Here is a 14949-nt window from a genome sequence, read left to right on the forward strand (position 1 = left end):
CAGAAACGACGATGCCGGTGCGCACAAGCGCACCGGCATCGTCAGTCTGCATCAACGAACGGCAATCAGCGTGCCATGCGGCGACGCGCGGCGGCAATCAGACCGAGACCGGCGAGGAACATCGCATAGGTTTCCGGCTCGGGAACCGGCACCGTCACGACGATGGGGTTCTGCGACATCGACACCGGGCCGGTCTCGCTGAAGGTGAGGCCGGTCACGAAGGCGGTCGGGTTCAGCGGATCAAGCGCCGCGCCCTCCTCGATGCCGAGGATGCGGAAACGGGTGACCGCCTCGGCAAAGGTGAAGGTGACGCCGCCGGTCAGCACGTCGCCGCTCGCCACCCAGGCTTCGCCGTTCCACAGCCACAGGTCGTACAGGCCGTCACCGAAGGTCGGCAGCAACACCGAGGTGATCGAGGGGCCGCCGTTGACGATGTAGTCGTAGCCGATGGCGATGTCCGGATCGATGAACACCGGCGTGCCGGCGACCACGTTGAAGTCGAAGTTCCAGCCCTCGTCGCTGGCCACCGGCATCAGCGGGTTGGAGGCCGAGGAGCCCGGCAGCTGACCATTGCGGATCGCGAACGACCACAGGCCGGCTTCGCCGCCTGCCACATTGGTGGTGTGCTGCAGGTTCAGCACGTCGCCGGTGCGCGAACCGGGCAGCGTCAGGTAATTGACGCCGTCACCGGCGTCGTAGCCGGCCTGCGCCGGAATGCCGCCCAGGCCATTCGAGCCGCCGCTGGCGTCACCGGTGGTCCACTCCAGTCGCTCGTAGCGGAAGTTGACGTCGAAATTGCCGCCGCCCTGGTTGCGCAGCACCAGCTGGAAACTGTTGGTCTTGTCGGTCGCGGAGCTGTAGTAGCCGACGGCATCCCAGGTGACTGCAAGCGTGTTGGCGTTCGGCGAATGGATCCACACATTGCCGGTGCCGCGCGTGTTGAACGTCACCCCAGAAGGGCGCAATCATCGGCTGGCTGGAGATCGGAAAGGGGTCGGGCGTGTAGGTGCCGATCGCCGACAGGAAGCTGATGTTGCCGTTGTTGTTGACAAAGAAATTGCTGAAGGTCTGACCGAAGAAATCGATGTCGAACGGCAGCGGCAGCTGGTTGGTCGAGCCGTCGTCGTTGGCGGCCAGAAACTGCGTACCGTAGCCACGGTCGCCCACGCCGAAGTCGAGCATTGAGACAGCCTGCGCGCCGCCGGACAGCGTGGCGATCAGCGCGGGCAGGAGAAGGGTGCGGAATTTCATCTGTAACGCTCCGGTAATGTTCGACCGGGCGTCAGCAAGTCATGTGCCAAAACGTATGACTTTAGTATTAGTCCTTTCGGATCATCGACCTACGGCATATGGCGGCGGCACGCCGTTTCAGCGGTGTAAGGCGGGCCGACACGACCGTCCGGAAGTCCGTAGCACAACACCGCTCGAAACGGCCTGATGTGAGCTGAGGCGATGCGTGATGCGGGTCACGGCTGACGCATTGCGCGTGATCGCTCAGCTGCGCACCTTGTCGCCGGCCGGCAGCGGGCCCAGCCCGCCCTCTTCGCGCACGTCGTCCGGCAGGCGTTCGCGCAGATCGCTGATGAGGCCGAGCGCGGCCATCGCCTTCAGGATGTAGAAGGTGACGTCGATTTCGTACCAGGCGAAGCCGGCACGCGCGCTGGCGCCGTAGCGGTGGTGGTTGTTGTGCCAGCCGCCGCCGAAGGTGAGCAACGCGAGCAGGGGGCGGTTCACCGAGTCGTCATCGGTGTCGTAGCGGCGGTAGCCGCCCGGCATGAAGCGGAAGTGACCGACCGAATTGACCATGGACACCGTCTGCACGCCAAGCGCGGTGGGCAGGAAGAAGCCCCACATCAGCGCCGCACCGCCGCTGACGGTCGGACCGAAGGCACCTGCCTGCGCCAGCAGCCATATGAAGAAGGCGCCGGACAGCATGAGCAGCGTGTAGTGCTTGTTCACCCAGAGGATTTCCGGGTAGCGCGCGAAGTCGGGCACGACGTCGAGATCAGTGTCCTTGTAGCGCTCGCACCAGACCCAGCCGACGTGCGAATGGAACAGGCCGTGCTGGCGCGGCGAGATCGGGTCGTCGGGGGTTTCGACATTCTGGTGGTGGTGGCGATGCACCGACGCCCACCACAGCGGACCGTGCTGGCCGCACTGCGAGGCAATCACCGCAAGGATGAACTGCACCGGGCGCGAGCACTTGAAGGCGCGGTGCGAGAAGTAGCGGTGGTAGATGCCTTCGACGCCGAACATGCGCACTGCGTAGCTCGCCAGCGCCAGCCACACCAGCGGCCAGGTCGGCGGATAGATGAAGGGGGTGGCGATCGCGGCAGCGAACAGGATGACGTAGCGCACCCGTGTCTGGTTGATCGACTCGGTGACCTGCTTGCCGTAATGCGTGCGGGACGCTGTTGCGCTCATGCTCGACCTTCTCCGGAAAGGGGGTGCCGGGCGCGAGTCTAGCAAGCGGGGTATTGCAGCCGATGCGTCGAATACAGCCGCCCCTTGCCCCCATTTCGAGCGGTCAACGAAAAAAGCCGGCCATACGGCCGGCTCTTTCGGTGCCCGACGATCCGCTTACTTGGCGCCGGCAAGCACCCAGGCAGCCAACGTCTTGGCATCGGCGTCCGACAGTGCCGATTGCGCGGGCATCGGCATCGGACCGCCCCAGGACGGCTTGGTACCGGCCGGCGTACCGGCCTTGATGAAAGCGGCGACCTTGGCTTCGGCGTCCTTCTGGCCGGCGTACTTCTTCGCGACAGCCTGGTAGCCCGGACCGATCTTGGTGTCAGCGCCCTGCGAATGACAGGCCAGACAGCCCTTGGCGGTGGCCAGGTCCTTGCTGGCGAAAGCCGGCGCGCTCACGAGCGCTGCGGCGCAGACGACGGCGGAAATCAGGGTTTTCATGGTGTTCCTCGACGGAGTGGTTGATCCAACGTTCAGTGGGTCGCGGGGCCGGGCAGATCCGGCGCAGGCTCGGCGGCGCGGCCCGCAAGTCTAAGCCAGCCGACAGCAGGTGAACAAGAGCGTGCCGTGCAGCCTGCCCCAGATACAACGACGGCCAGCCGCCGCGCGTTGACCGGGATCAGCGCCCGGACGTTCGCCGCCAGCCCAGGCTGAGCGCCGTACCGACCAGGATGATGACGGTGCTCGCCAGCATCGCCAGCGTCGGCCGCTCGTCGAACAGCAGATGGCCCCACAGCATGGCGAAGGGCGGGATCAGGAAAGTGACGCTCAACGCCTGCGTCGCCCCCATGCGGCCGATGAGGCGGAAATACAGCGCGTTGGCCAGTGCGGTTGACACCAGTCCGAGCACCGCTACCGCCAGCAAGGGGCGCCAGGAGGGGAGATGATCGGGCAGCGACGCCAGCGCCCACGGCAGCAGCAGCAGCGCCCCGACCAGCGAAATACCGGTGGCCACGGCCGATGGATGCACGTCGTGCAGGTGGCGTCGCACCCACTGCACGCACAGGCCGTAGGAGGCCGACGCGATCAGCCCAAGCGCCACCGCGTCCAGTCCGACCTTGAGTCCGCCGACCTCGCGCAGACCGGCCAGTAGCACGACGCCGGCAAAACCGAGCAGCAGGCCCAGCTGCTTCGGGCGCGACAGCGCCTCGCGCCACACCCACACGCCGAGCAGCGCCGAAAAAAGCGGAGAGGTCGCGTTCAGCACCGCGGCAAAGCCGGCGCTGGAGCGCATGACCGTCTCGGCGAACAGCACGAAGGGCAGCGCCGTGCTGCCGGCTCCGGTCAGCAGCAGCCAGCCGCTCACCCGACGACGCTGGCCTGCAGCAACGTCGCGCAAGGGCCAGCCAAACAGCGCCAGCAGCGCCATCGACGCCAACGCAAGACGCAGCCCGACGGTCAGCGGCAGACCCAGTTCGGGGATGGCGACACGGTAGAGCGCGAAGGACGCGCCCCAGATCAGCGCCAGCAGCAGGAATTCGACACGGGTGCGCACGGCGGAGCGGGGTCGAAGCGGGCCGCCATTGTCGCCGGCCGGCGCCCGGCCCGCCAGCCGGCTAAACTGCCGGCCTGCATCTGCTGCCGCCGGAACATCATGACGCCCCGCTTCGACCTCGCCCCGCCCGCCCCCGACCTGTCCGTCACGCTGCAGGCCTGCCTCGACAACAAGACCAAGCCGCTCGGCGCGCTTGGCCGACTGGAGGCGCTGGCACTGCAGGTCGGTCAGGTTCTGGGCTCGACCGCACCCGAGCCGGGCCGGCCGCACCTGCTGGTGTGCGCCGGCGATCACGGCACGCTGCGCGACGCGCGCGGGCGCGGCCTGTCGGCCTACCCGGCCGACGTGACCTGGCAGATGGTCGAGAACTTCCTCGCCGGCGGCGCCGCCATCAACGTGCTGGCGCGCGAGGGCGGCATGGCGCTGCACATCGCCGACTGCGGCGTGGCGCACGACTTCGGCCCCCGCGACGGCCTGATCGACGCCAAGGTGGCGCACGGCACCGCCAGCTGGTTCGACGGCCCGGCGATGACACCTGCGCAGTGCGCGCAGGCGCTGGACAACGGCGCCCGCATCGCCCGCGACATCGCGGCCGGTGGTGCTCGTGTGCTCGGTTTCGGCGAAATGGGCATAGGCAATACCGCGTCCGCCTCGCTGATCACCCATCTGCTGACCGGTGCAGCGATGGACGACTGCGTCGGCCGCGGCACCGGTCTGGGCGACGCCGCGCTGGCCGACAAGAAGCGCGTGCTGGCCGGACTGGCTGCCGGCTACGACGGTCCGCGCAACGCGTTTTCGGTGCTCGCCGCCTTCGGCGGCTTCGAGATCGCGACCATGGCCGGCGCCATGCTGGGCGCCGCGCAATCGCGCATGCTGCTGCTGATCGACGGCTTCATCAGTTCGGCCGCCGCGCTGGTCGCGCAGGCACACGCGCCGGCGCTGCGCGACTACTGCGTGTTCTCGCACCGCTCGCAGGAGCGCGGCCACGCCATCCAGCTCGAGCACATGCAGGCACTGCCCCTGCTCGACCTCGACCTGCGCCTCGGCGAAGGCACCGGTGCCGCGCTGGCCTGGCCGCTGGTCCGCGCGGCGGCCGCCATCCTGCGTGACATGGCCAGTTTCGAGTCCGCTGGCGTGTCGAAGGCGTGAAGGACACGCTGGTCGCCACGGTGACACGCCGATGATCCGCCGCGAACTCGAACTGTTCTTCAACGCGCTGCGTTTCTTCACGCGGCTGCCGGTGCCGGCCTGGGTCGGCTGGTCGAACGAGTTGATGAACGCCAGCGCACGCTGGTGCCCGGCGGTGGGCTGGGTGGTCGGCGCCGCCGGCGCCGCTGTGTTGTGGGCGACCGGGCAGGTACTGCCGGCCGCGCTCGCGGTCGTGCTGTCAACCGCTGTGACGATACGACTGACCGGCGCCTTCCACGAGGACGGCTGGGGCGACGTGTGCGACGGCTTCGGCGGCGGCTGGTCGCACGAACAGATCCTGACCATCATGAAGGACTCGCGCATCGGCGCGTACGGCGCCCTCGGCATCGTGCTCATGCTGGCCGGCAAGCTGGCGGCGCTGTCCGCGCTGCCGCTGGCGAGCGCGGTCGTCGCGCTGCTGGTCGCGCATCCGCTGTCGCGGCTGTGCGCAACCGCGCTGATTTACTTGATGCGCTACGCGCGTGACGAAGACCCGGACGGCGTATCGCGCGCCAAACCGCTGGCGGTGAAGCTGTCGGGCGGCGGCATGCTGTGGGCAGCACTGTGCGGTCTGGCGCCGCTGTCACTGCTCGCACCGGTACAGATCGCCCTGGTGATCGGGCTGGCGCTGCTCGTCACCGTCGCCGCGGCCCGCCACTTCCAGCGCCGCATCGGCGGCTACACCGGCGACTGCCTGGGCGCCGTGCAGCAACTGGCGGAGCTGGCGGTGTACGTGGCGCTGAGCGCGCGGATCTGACCGCGGTTAGGCCTGGTGGTGGTGAGCTTGCTCGCCCGAGTAGCCTGAACCGAAGCTTGCGGCCCGTCGCCGCCCTGTCGCGGCCAAGGCCGCTCCCACAGGAGCGGGCGCCCGATTCACGGCCGGAGCCAGAGCGAGGTTCTGTGGGAGGGGTCTTCTGACCCCGAAATCAGCCGGCATCGAAGCCGGCGGACCATCACCGCCGCGTCGCGGCCAAGGCCGCGCCCACAGGAGCGGGCGCCCAATTCACGGCCGGCGCCGGTTTTTTGTGGGAGCGAGCTTGCTCGCGATCAGGGCCTGGATCGAAGCCTGAGGCCGGGTGTCGTGAGCCCTCGCGTCAGCCGCGCAGCCGCGCGATCAGGCCATCCAGCTGGTCGAGGTCGTTGAAGCGGATGACCAGCTTGCCAGCGCCGCGCGCGTTGGCGGCGATCGCCACCGGCGCGCCGACGATGTCCGACAGTTCCTCTTCCAGCCGCGCCAGGTCGCGCGAAGGTTCGGCTTTTGCCTTGGTACCCTGCTCGGCCAGACCGCCGCGCGCCACCAGTTTTTCGGTGTCGCGCACGGTCAGGCCCTGGGCGACGACGCGATTGGCGAAGGCGATCTGATCGGCCTTGGGCAGGCTCAGCAGCGCGCGCGCATGGCCCATGTCGAGGTCGCCGGTCACCAGCTGTTCCTGCACCGGTTCGGCCAGCTGCAGCAGGCGCAGCAGATTGGTGGTGGCTGAGCGCGAACGGCCGATGGCGTTGGCCGCCTGTTCGTGTGTCATGCCGAATTCGTCGATCAGGCGCTGCACGCCGGCCGCCTCTTCCAGCGGATTCAGATCCTCGCGCTGGATGTTCTCGATCAGGCTCATCGCCAGCGCGGCGTCGTCCGGGATGTCGCGCACCAGCGTCGGCACTTCGCTCAGGCCGGCCAGCTGCGCAGCGCGCCAGCGGCGTTCGCCGGCGATGATTTCGAATCGTCCGCCGCCCACGCTGCGCACGATGATGGGCTGCATGATGCCTTGCGACTTGATCGACTCCGCCAGCTCTTCGAGCGAACCCGGATCCATGCGGGTGCGCGGCTGGTATTTGCCCGGCTGCAGCAGGCCGACCTCCAGCGTGCGCAGTTCGCCCGAATTGCCGGATTCACCGGTGTTGCCGGCCAGCAGCGCATCGAGGCCGCGGCCGAGGCCCTTGAGTTTGGGAGGAGTCATGGCGTTCGGTATTGTTGTCGTGGGTCGATCAGAAGCTCTTCACGCGCTCGATCATTTCCTGTGCGAAGGCGCTGTAGGCCTGCGCACCTTTGGCGTTCTTGTCGAACAGCACACCGGGAATGCCGTAGCTGGGCGCTTCGGCCAGCCGCACATTGCGCGGCACCAGGGTGCGGAACACCTTGTCGCCGAAATGCGATTCGAGCTGGCCGGACACCTGCTGCGACAGCGTGCTGCGCGGGTCGAACATGACGCGCAGCAGGCCGATGATCTTCAGGTCGCGGTTCAGGTTGGCGTGCACCTTCTTGATCGTATTCACCAGGTCGGACAGACCTTCCAGCGCGTAGTACTCGCACTGCATCGGGATGATGACGCCGTGCGCCGCGCACAGGCCGTTCAGCGTGAGCAGGCTGAGGCTGGGCGGGCAGTCGATCAGCACGAAATCGTAATCGGCTGCGTGCTCGGCAATCGCCTTTTTCAATCGATTTTCCCGATTCTCCAGCCCGACCAGTTCGACTTCGGCGCCGGCCAGATCGCGGTTGGCCGGCAGCACATCCAGCCCGGCATGCGGACTGGTCACGCGCGCGTCGGCCAGCGAAGACAGGCCAACCAGCACCTGATAAACGCTGGACTTCAGTGTGCGCTTGTTGACGCCGGCGCCCATCGTGGCGTTGCCCTGCGGATCGAGGTTGACCAGCAGCGTACGCTGGCCGGCCTGACCGAGCGCGGCGGCGAGGTTCACGCTGGTGGTGGTCTTGCCCACCCCGCCCTTCTGGTTGGCGACTGCGAAGATGTACGGCATGCCGGCTCAGCCGTCCGACTGCAGTTCGCGGGCGAGCCACAGCAGGTGGCGGGCGCCTTCGACACCGGGCACCTGCAGTTCTTCCGAGCGCAGCAACGCCCAGCCCTTCGGGATGGCGCGCACTTCCTCGTCCGGATAGACGCCCTTCATCGCCAGCATGTGGCCACCTGGCTTCAGCAGATGGCCGGCCACCTTGATGAAGTCGGCGAGGTCGCCGAAAGCGCGCGAAATGATGAAGTCGCACCCTTCCGGCAACGTCACCTGCTCGGCACGCGCGGTCTGCACGTCGAAATTCTCAAGGCCGAGGTCGATGCGCACCTGCTGCTGGAAGGACGCCTTTTTCGAGTTCGGCTCGATCGACACGACGTCGAGATCGCTGCGGGCGATCGCCAGCGGAATGCCGGGCACGCCACCGCCGGAACCGATGTCGGCCAGCTTCGCGCCTTCCGGCAGGAAGCGTTCGACCGACAGCGCGTCGAGCAGGTGGTGGGTGAGCATGCGGGATTCTTCGCGTATCGCGGTCAGGTTGTAGACCGCGTTCCACTTGGCCATCAGTGCGATGTAGCGCAGCAGACGGGTACGGGCTGTCGCGGTGAGCGGCAGGTCAAGTGCGGCAAGGCCGGCGTCGAGTTCGGTTTGCAAGGTCATGGGCGGATGGTTTCCGGGTACTTCGAATCTGTCCGGCCTGGCGGCCGGGGTGTTCAGGCCGCGCTGCGCACGGCGGCGCGCTTCTTCAGGTACACCAGCAGCAGCGAAATCGCCGCCGGCGTGATGCCCTGGATGCGCGAAGCCTGGCCGAGAGTCTCGGGCCGGTGCAGCGTGAGCTTCTGCTGCACTTCGCGCGACAGACCGCCGACCGCGCCGTAGTCGATGTCGTCCGGCAGGCGCGTGTCTTCGGTCGCGCGCAGCTTGTCAACCTCGTTCTGCTGGCGGTCGATATAGCCCTGGTACTTGGCAAGTATGTCGAGCTGTTCGATGGCCTGCGCGTGATCGATCGGCGCCGGCGCACCGGGCAGCGTCATCAGCGACGCGTAGCTCACGTCGGGGCGGCGCAGCAGATCGAACAGCGTGTATTCACGCTCGATCGCCTTGCCCAGCACGCGCTGTGCGTCCTCCGCCGGCAGCGTGTCCGGGCGGATCCACGTGGAACGCAGTCGCTGTTCCTCTGCCGCGATGGCGTCGCGCTTGCGGTTGTAGGCATCCCAGCGCAAGTCGTCGATCAGGCCCATCGTGCGTGCGGCGTCGGTCAGGCGCAGGTCGGCGTTGTCTTCGCGCAGGCTCAGGCGGTACTCGGCGCGCGACGTGAACATGCGATAGGGCTCGGCCACGCCGCGAGTGATCAGGTCGTTGACCAGCACGCCCAGATAGGCTTCGTCGCGGCGCGGGCACCAGGATTCGAGGCCCTTGGTCTGCCGTGCCGCATTCAGTCCGGCGAGCAGTCCTTGCGCCGCCGCTTCCTCGTAGCCGGTGGTGCCATTGATCTGGCCGGCAAAGAACAGACCTTCGATCGCCTTGGTTTCGAGCGACGATTTCAGGCCGCGCGGATCGTAGTAGTCGTACTCGATTGCATAGCCCGGGCGCAGGATGTGCGCGTTTCCGAGACCGGGAATGCTGCGCACCAGATCAACCTGCACATCGAAGGGCAGCGAGGTCGAAATCCCGTTCGGGTACACCTCGTGCGTGGTCAGGCCTTCCGGTTCGAGGAAGATGTTGTGGCTGTCGCGATCGGCGAAGCGGTGGATCTTGTCCTCGATGCTCGGGCAGTAGCGCGGGCCGACGCCTTCGATCACGCCGGTGTACATCGGCGAACGGTCGAGCCCGCCGCGGATGATGTCGTGCGTGCGCAGCGTGGTGTGGGTCATCCAGCACGGCAACTGTCGCGGATGCATGTCGCGCGAGCCGATGAAACTGAACACCGGCACCGGGTCGTCACCCGGCTGCGCTTGCATGACCGAATAGTCGATCGTCCGTCCGTCGATGCGGGGCGGCGTGCCGGTCTTGAGCCGGCCCTGCGGCAAAGCCAGTTCCTTCAGCTTCTCCGCCAGACGGATGGCCGGCGGGTCCCCTGCCCGGCCCGCCGAATGATTCTGCAAGCCGACGTGCACGCGGCCATTCAGGAAAGTGCCGGCGGTCAGCACCACCGCCTTCGAGTGGAAGCGGATGCCCACCTCGGTCACCACACCGGCGACGCGCTCGCCTTCCATGATCAGGTCGGCTGCCGCCTGCTGGAACAGGTCGAGATTTGGCTGGTTTTCGAGCCGGCTGCGGATCGCCGCCTTGTACAGGATGCGGTCCGCCTGGGCGCGCGTGGCGCGCACCGCCGGGCCCTTGCTCGCATTGAGGATGCGGAACTGGATGCCGCCTTCGTCGGTGGCCAGCGCCATCGCGCCTCCCAGCGCATCGACCTCCTTCACCAGGTGACCTTTGCCGATGCCGCCGATCGACGGATTGCAGGACATCTGGCCCAGCGTTTCGATGTTGTGCGTCAGCAGCAACGTGCGCGCACCGACCCGTGCGGCAGCGAGCGCGGCTTCGGTGCCGGCGTGGCCGCCACCGATGACGATCACGTCGTAACGGGTCGGAAAATCCATGTTCGCTGCAATGCAAAAGAGGGCGAAGGGGCTGAATGATACGACCTTGGGCCCGCAACATAAAGGCAGAAAGGTTGACACCGTTTCACTGCCTTACAGTTGCTTACCGCACAAAGCGTTTCTGCAATCTAGGCTTGCAGCGTGTTCCCCACACGAGAATGATCATGAAAGCGCTTGGCACTGCACTGGCTGCACTGACGCTGGCCTTCAGCGGCAACGCGATGGCAGATCGTGACGATCATCGACGCCATGGCTACCACGGCGGTCACCATCACAAGCATGGTGGTCACTGGAAGCACCGCGATCGGCACCATCACCACCATCACTACCATGGCCCGAGCGTGCGCTATGGCTACTACCCGGCGCCGGTGTATGCACCGGCGCCCTATTACGGCTACGCGCCGCGCCCTCACTACCGTCACCACGATGGCGTGACCATCATCCTTCCGCCGGTGCGCATCGGCTTCTGACGGACGTGATGTTCCACGTGGAACATCACGCGGTTCATGCAGCGACGGTGTCCCACACCAGTCGTGCGATCAGTACCGACACAACGACGATGAATACACGGCGCACGAAAGATGCGCCGTTCTTTATCGCGAGGTGGGCACCGACCCAGGCGCCCGCGAGATTGGCAACCGCCATCGCGGCAGCCACCTTCACCATGATGGCGCCGACCGGTACGAACCAGGCCAACGCTGCAAGGTTGGTGCTGACGTTCACGACCTTGGCCGCCGCCGATGCGCGAAGGAAATCCCAGGCGTAACAGCGCACGAACAGGAAGATCAGGAAGCTGCCGGTGCCCGGCCCGACGAAACCATCGTAGAAACCGATGAGCGCGCCGAGCACCAGCGCGAGTATGGGCTTCGGGCGATGCGCCGCCGCCTCGGCACGGAGCACCCCGAAATCCTTCTTCTTCAGCGTGTAGGCGAGTACCGCAACCAGCAGCACGATCACGACCGGCCTCAGCATCTGCGGAGGGAACATGCCGACCGCCGCCGCACCGGCGAACGACGCGACAAAGGCGGCAAGCGCTGCGCGCCACAACACCTTCCAGTCCATCTCCACCCGGCCCAGATAGCGGCGCGCGGCGAAGGTCGTACCGACGATGCTGACCGCCTTGTTGGTGCCAAACAGTGTTGCCGGTGCGGTCCCTGGAAAGACGTTGAACAGCAGCGGCACCTGAACCAGACCGCCGCCGCCGACCATGGCATCGACGAGCCCGGCAAAGAAGGCACCGGCGCACAGGATGACCAGTTCGGTCAGCATGACGCGTGATGTTTCACGTGAAACATCCTCATCACTTACCGATACAGAAGCGCGAGAAGATTTCGCCGAGCAGATCGTCCGGTGTGAACTCGCCGGTAATCTCCCCCAATGCGCGGTGCGCCAGCCTCAGTTCCTCGGCGAACAGATCAAGCTGCAGCACCTCGCCGGCAATGCAGCGCGCGGCGATATCCAGATGCTCGACCGCCCTGTCGAGCGCGTGCAGGTGACGGGTGCGCGCTGCCAGCGCGTCCTCGGCGCCACCGTGCCAGGCCACGCGATCGAGCAGCGCACGCCGAAGCAGATCCAGGCCCTCGCCGACGCGCACCGACAGCCAGACCGTCAGGACGCCAGCGTGTTCTTCCTCCCTCGCCTGCTCGCCGCTCAGATCGATCTTGTTGAACACGCGAATGCGCGGAAGACCCGCCGGCAGCGCAGCGTCTATCGCCTGCGCTTCGGCATCGAAGCCGCTGCGTGCATCGACAAGATGCACCACCGCGTGTGCCCGTTCGAGCTCGCGCCGGGTGCGGGCAATGCCCGCCTGTTCCACCGGGTCGTCGGTCTCCCGCAGGCCCGCCGTATCGATCACATGCACCGGCACGCCGTCGATGGCGACCAGTTCGCGCAAGGTGTCGCGGGTGGTGCCGGCGATATCGGTGACGATGGCGCGGTCTTCACCCGCCAGCGCATTAAGCAGACTGGACTTGCCCACATTGGGCGCACCGGCCAGCACGACGGTCAGCCCTTCGCGCAACACCGCGCCACAGCGGGCGCGTTCGCGCAAGGCAGTGAGCGCGGTCATCACCTCGGCCAGTTTGTTACGTGCGCCGGCCTGTTCGAGGAATTCGACATCCTCTTCCGGGAAGTCCAGCGTCGCCTCGACGAACATGCGCAGATTGACCAGCGCATCCTCGAGCGCGTGCACGTGGCGGGAAAACTCGCCATCGAGCGAGCGCATTGCCGAACGTGCCGCCGACGTCGTCGTCGCTTCGATCAGATCGGCCACCGCTTCGGCTTGCGCAAGGTCGATGCGATCGTTGAGGAATGCGCGCTCGGTGAATTCACCCGGTCGTGCCGGTCGCGCCCCCAGTTCGAAGCAGCGTGCGAGCACCGCCTGCAGCACGGCTGTTCCACCATGGCCGTGCAGTTCGAGCACGTGTTCGCCGGTATAGGACGCCGGCGCCTCGAACCACAGCGCGATGCCATGATCGATGATGGCGCCATCCGCCGCGACGAACTTCGCGAAGGTCGCGTGCCGCGCGTCGGGCAGCCGTCCGAGCATGCCGCGGGCGACCGTTGCCGCGCCCTGCCCGGACACCCTGACCACACCGATGCCACCGCGACCCGGTGCGGTAGCGATGGCGGCAATGGTGTCGGTCGGGCGAGCGGACATGGCGATCGGTCAGGTCAGGTTTTCGGGGCGCTGTCGTGGCGAGGGCGCCGCCCCCGCGGCGATCCGGCCATCATCGCCGGAATCCCGCAGGAGCGGCGCCCTCGCCGCAGTACAGCCGTCAGTCAGTCAGGCAGATGTCAGGCCTTGGCCGTCTTCCCGCTCTCGATCATGCGTGTGATCTGCCACTGCTGGGCGATCGACAGGATGTTGTTCACCGTCCAGTACAGCACCAGACCAGCCGGGAAGAACAGGAACATGCCGGTGAAGATGACCGGCAGGAACAGCATCACCTTGGCCTGGATCGGGTCCGGCGGCGTCGGGTTCAGCTTGGTCTGCACGAACATCGTCACGCCCATGATGATGGGCAGCACGAAGTACGGGTCCTTGATCGACAGGTCGGTGATCCAGCCTATCCACGGTGCGTTGCGCATTTCGACGCTGCCCAGCAGCACCCAGTACAGCGCGATGAACACCGGAATCTGGATCAGGATGGGCAGGCAGCCGCCGAGCGGATTGATCTTCTCGGTCTTGTACAGCTCCATCATTTCCTGCTGCATGCGCACGCGGTCGTTGCCGTGGCGCTCCTTGATCTGCTGCATGCGCGGCGTGACCAGGCGCAGCTTGGCCATCGACTTGTAGCTCGCGGCCGACAGCGGGAAGAAGATGGCCTTGATCAGGATGGTCAGCAGGATGATGGCCCAGCCCCAGTTGCCGACCAGCGCGTACAGTTTTTCCAGCACCCAGTGCATCGGCGAAGCGATGATCTTCAGCCAGCCGTAATCGACCACGTGATCCAGGCCCGGCGCCATGGCGTCGAGGTTGGACTGGATCTGCGGGCCGGCGTACAGCGGCACCTCGACGGTCGAGGTGGCACCGGCCGCTGCCGGCTGAACCGGCACGATGACGCCGGCGGTGTACAGATTGTCACCGACCTTCTTGGCGAAGAATTCGCGCTCGACCCCTGCAGCCGGCACGAAGGTGCTGACGAAATAGTGCTGCACCAGCGCCACCCAGCCGTCCGGCGCCTTGGTGACGAACTTGGCCTTGCCCTTGTCGATGTCGCTGAAATCGACCTTCTGGTACTTGCCCGCTTCGGTATAGAAGGCCGGGCCGGTGAAGGTGCTCAGCATGCTGGTGCCGGCGGACACCGCCTTGCCATCCCGCAGCAGCTGGAAATAGGCGTGCGCTGCAATCGGCGCGCTGCCGTTGTTGGCGATTTCGAAACGGGTGTCGATCCGGTAGCTGCCGCGGGTGAAGGTAAGCACCTTGGTCACCGCCACGCCGTCCGGACCGGCAGCAGTCATGCGCAGCTCGACCTTGTCCTGCCCGTCGGCCAGCTTCAGCTCACCCTCCGGAAGCTGATACACCGTCTTGTGCGTCGGCATGCCGTCGCCGATCAGACCGCTCTGCGCGTGGTAGAGATTGGCGCCACCGTTGTCCAGCAACACGAAATTGCCTTCGGACTCGGGACCGGCGTGATGCTTGAGCAGTTCGAGGCGGATGATGGAGCCGCCCTCCGCCGACACGTCAGCGATGAACAGATCGGTCACGACGCGCGCCGCGGCGGTCTGGGCGACAGCCGTCGTCTGCGGTACGTCGGACGGTGCGGCGGCGCTGCTCACCGTCGGCACCGGCGCCTGGGCGCCGGCCGACTGCGCAGCCGCCGCGTCGGTGGCCACGGCCGGAGCAGCCGGCGGCTGGTTGAAACGCTGCCAGCCGTCCCACAACATGAACAGCGAAAACAGGAAAACGATCAACAGGGCGGAGCGTTGGGTATCCATCGTCGGAATCGTCTT

Annotated in this window: 14 protein-coding genes and 1 pseudogene; 3 read left to right on the top strand and 12 right to left on the bottom strand. The window is 66.6% G+C overall.

The window, feature by feature from the left end:
- Nucleotides 1-65 precede the first annotated feature (65 nt).
- The 5 genes and pseudogenes from ACQ66H_RS00140 to ACQ66H_RS00160 form a co-directional block, all read right to left on the bottom strand.
- Nucleotides 66-920: a nidogen-like domain-containing protein gene (locus ACQ66H_RS00140; protein WP_430432296.1), complete on the bottom strand. Its 855-nt coding sequence runs from the start codon at nt 918-920 to the stop codon at nt 66-68.
- 67 nt (nt 921-987) lie between these two features.
- Nucleotides 988-1251: pseudogene (locus ACQ66H_RS00145) on the bottom strand (nidogen); the annotation flags it as partial.
- A 243-nt stretch (nt 1252-1494) separates the two neighbouring features.
- Entirely contained in the window at nt 1495-2424 is a 930-nt protein-coding gene (locus ACQ66H_RS00150; protein WP_430432297.1) for an acyl-CoA desaturase, read from the bottom strand.
- Nucleotides 2425-2580: 156 nt separating this feature from the next.
- Nucleotides 2581-2910: a c-type cytochrome gene (locus tag ACQ66H_RS00155; protein WP_430432298.1), complete on the bottom strand. Its 330-nt coding sequence runs from the start codon at nt 2908-2910 to the stop codon at nt 2581-2583.
- Between the two features lie 178 nt (nt 2911-3088).
- Nucleotides 3089-3964 (bottom strand): DMT family transporter, encoded by an 876-nt coding sequence (locus tag ACQ66H_RS00160; protein ID WP_430432299.1) that lies wholly within the window; start codon nt 3962-3964, stop codon nt 3089-3091.
- A 99-nt stretch (nt 3965-4063) separates the two neighbouring features.
- On the opposite strand from ACQ66H_RS00160, the gene cobT reads away from it, so the two are divergent.
- Nucleotides 4064-5113, top strand: coding sequence for a nicotinate-nucleotide--dimethylbenzimidazole phosphoribosyltransferase (cobT, locus tag ACQ66H_RS00165; RefSeq protein ID WP_430432300.1), 1050 nt, complete (start codon nt 4064-4066; stop codon nt 5111-5113).
- Between the two features lie 31 nt (nt 5114-5144).
- Complete coding sequence (locus ACQ66H_RS00170) at nt 5145-5909, top strand: adenosylcobinamide-GDP ribazoletransferase (RefSeq protein WP_430432301.1); 765 nt, start codon at nt 5145-5147, stop codon at nt 5907-5909.
- A gap of 337 nt (nt 5910-6246) precedes the next feature.
- On the opposite strand, the gene ACQ66H_RS00175 is transcribed toward ACQ66H_RS00170, so the two are convergent.
- From ACQ66H_RS00175 to mnmG, 4 genes are read right to left on the bottom strand one after another with little or no spacing between them, the layout of a single operon-like run.
- On the bottom strand, nt 6247-7104 hold the full coding sequence (locus ACQ66H_RS00175) for a ParB/RepB/Spo0J family partition protein (RefSeq protein ID WP_430432302.1): 858 nt from the start codon (nt 7102-7104) through the stop codon (nt 6247-6249).
- A 28-nt stretch (nt 7105-7132) separates the two neighbouring features.
- The gene (locus tag ACQ66H_RS00180) at nt 7133-7903 is read right to left on the bottom strand and encodes a ParA family protein (protein WP_430432303.1); all 771 of its coding nucleotides are present in this window, start codon (nt 7901-7903) and stop codon (nt 7133-7135) included.
- 6 nt (nt 7904-7909) lie between these two features.
- Nucleotides 7910-8551: a 16S rRNA (guanine(527)-N(7))-methyltransferase RsmG gene (rsmG, locus tag ACQ66H_RS00185; protein WP_019916078.1), complete on the bottom strand. Its 642-nt coding sequence runs from the start codon at nt 8549-8551 to the stop codon at nt 7910-7912.
- Nucleotides 8552-8604: 53 nt separating this feature from the next.
- Complete coding sequence (mnmG, locus tag ACQ66H_RS00190) at nt 8605-10494, bottom strand: tRNA uridine-5-carboxymethylaminomethyl(34) synthesis enzyme MnmG (protein ID WP_430432304.1); 1890 nt, start codon at nt 10492-10494, stop codon at nt 8605-8607.
- 164 nt (nt 10495-10658) lie between these two features.
- On the opposite strand from mnmG, the gene ACQ66H_RS00195 reads away from it, so the two are divergent.
- Nucleotides 10659-10964: a hypothetical protein gene (locus ACQ66H_RS00195; protein WP_198291407.1), complete on the top strand. Its 306-nt coding sequence runs from the start codon at nt 10659-10661 to the stop codon at nt 10962-10964.
- 34 nt (nt 10965-10998) lie between these two features.
- On the opposite strand, the gene ACQ66H_RS00200 is transcribed toward ACQ66H_RS00195, so the two are convergent.
- The 3 genes from ACQ66H_RS00200 to yidC form a co-directional block, all read right to left on the bottom strand.
- On the bottom strand, nt 10999-11763 hold the full coding sequence (locus tag ACQ66H_RS00200; RefSeq protein WP_430432305.1) for a sulfite exporter TauE/SafE family protein: 765 nt from the start codon (nt 11761-11763) through the stop codon (nt 10999-11001).
- 31 nt (nt 11764-11794) lie between these two features.
- Nucleotides 11795-13153, bottom strand: coding sequence for a tRNA uridine-5-carboxymethylaminomethyl(34) synthesis GTPase MnmE (mnmE, locus tag ACQ66H_RS00205; protein WP_430432306.1), 1359 nt, complete (start codon nt 13151-13153; stop codon nt 11795-11797).
- Between the two features lie 137 nt (nt 13154-13290).
- Nucleotides 13291-14934, bottom strand: a complete 1644-nt coding sequence (gene yidC, locus ACQ66H_RS00210) for a membrane protein insertase YidC (protein ID WP_430432307.1) — start codon at nt 14932-14934, stop codon at nt 13291-13293.
- Nucleotides 14935-14949 lie beyond the last annotated feature (15 nt).

Source organism: Methyloversatilis sp., from assembly GCF_965284615.1.
In the GTDB taxonomy this organism is placed as follows: Bacteria; Pseudomonadota; Gammaproteobacteria; order Burkholderiales; family Rhodocyclaceae; genus Methyloversatilis.

Bases quoted from the DNA above. Each gene is read 5' to 3' on its own strand.
- ACQ66H_RS00155 (WP_430432298.1), bottom strand. From the start codon at position 2,910: ATGAAAACCCTGATTTCCGCCGTCGTCTGCGCCGCAGCGCTCGTGAGC.
- mnmG (WP_430432304.1), bottom strand. From the start codon at position 10,494: ATGGATTTTCCGACCCGTTACGACGTGATCGTCATCGGTGGCGGCCAC.
- ACQ66H_RS00175 (WP_430432302.1), bottom strand. From the start codon at position 7,104: ATGACTCCTCCCAAACTCAAGGGCCTCGGCCGCGGCCTCGATGCGCTG.
- ACQ66H_RS00200 (WP_430432305.1), bottom strand. From the start codon at position 11,763: ATGCTGACCGAACTGGTCATCCTGTGCGCCGGTGCCTTCTTTGCCGGG.
- mnmE (WP_430432306.1), bottom strand. From the start codon at position 13,153: ATGTCCGCTCGCCCGACCGACACCATTGCCGCCATCGCTACCGCACCG.
- yidC (WP_430432307.1), bottom strand. From the start codon at position 14,934: ATGGATACCCAACGCTCCGCCCTGTTGATCGTTTTCCTGTTTTCGCTG.
- ACQ66H_RS00170 (WP_430432301.1), top strand. From the start codon at position 5,145: ATGATCCGCCGCGAACTCGAACTGTTCTTCAACGCGCTGCGTTTCTTC.
- ACQ66H_RS00195 (WP_198291407.1), top strand. From the start codon at position 10,659: ATGAAAGCGCTTGGCACTGCACTGGCTGCACTGACGCTGGCCTTCAGC.
- rsmG (WP_019916078.1), bottom strand. From the start codon at position 8,551: ATGACCTTGCAAACCGAACTCGACGCCGGCCTTGCCGCACTTGACCTG.
- cobT (WP_430432300.1), top strand. From the start codon at position 4,064: ATGACGCCCCGCTTCGACCTCGCCCCGCCCGCCCCCGACCTGTCCGTC.
- ACQ66H_RS00150 (WP_430432297.1), bottom strand. From the start codon at position 2,424: ATGAGCGCAACAGCGTCCCGCACGCATTACGGCAAGCAGGTCACCGAG.
- ACQ66H_RS00180 (WP_430432303.1), bottom strand. From the start codon at position 7,903: ATGCCGTACATCTTCGCAGTCGCCAACCAGAAGGGCGGGGTGGGCAAG.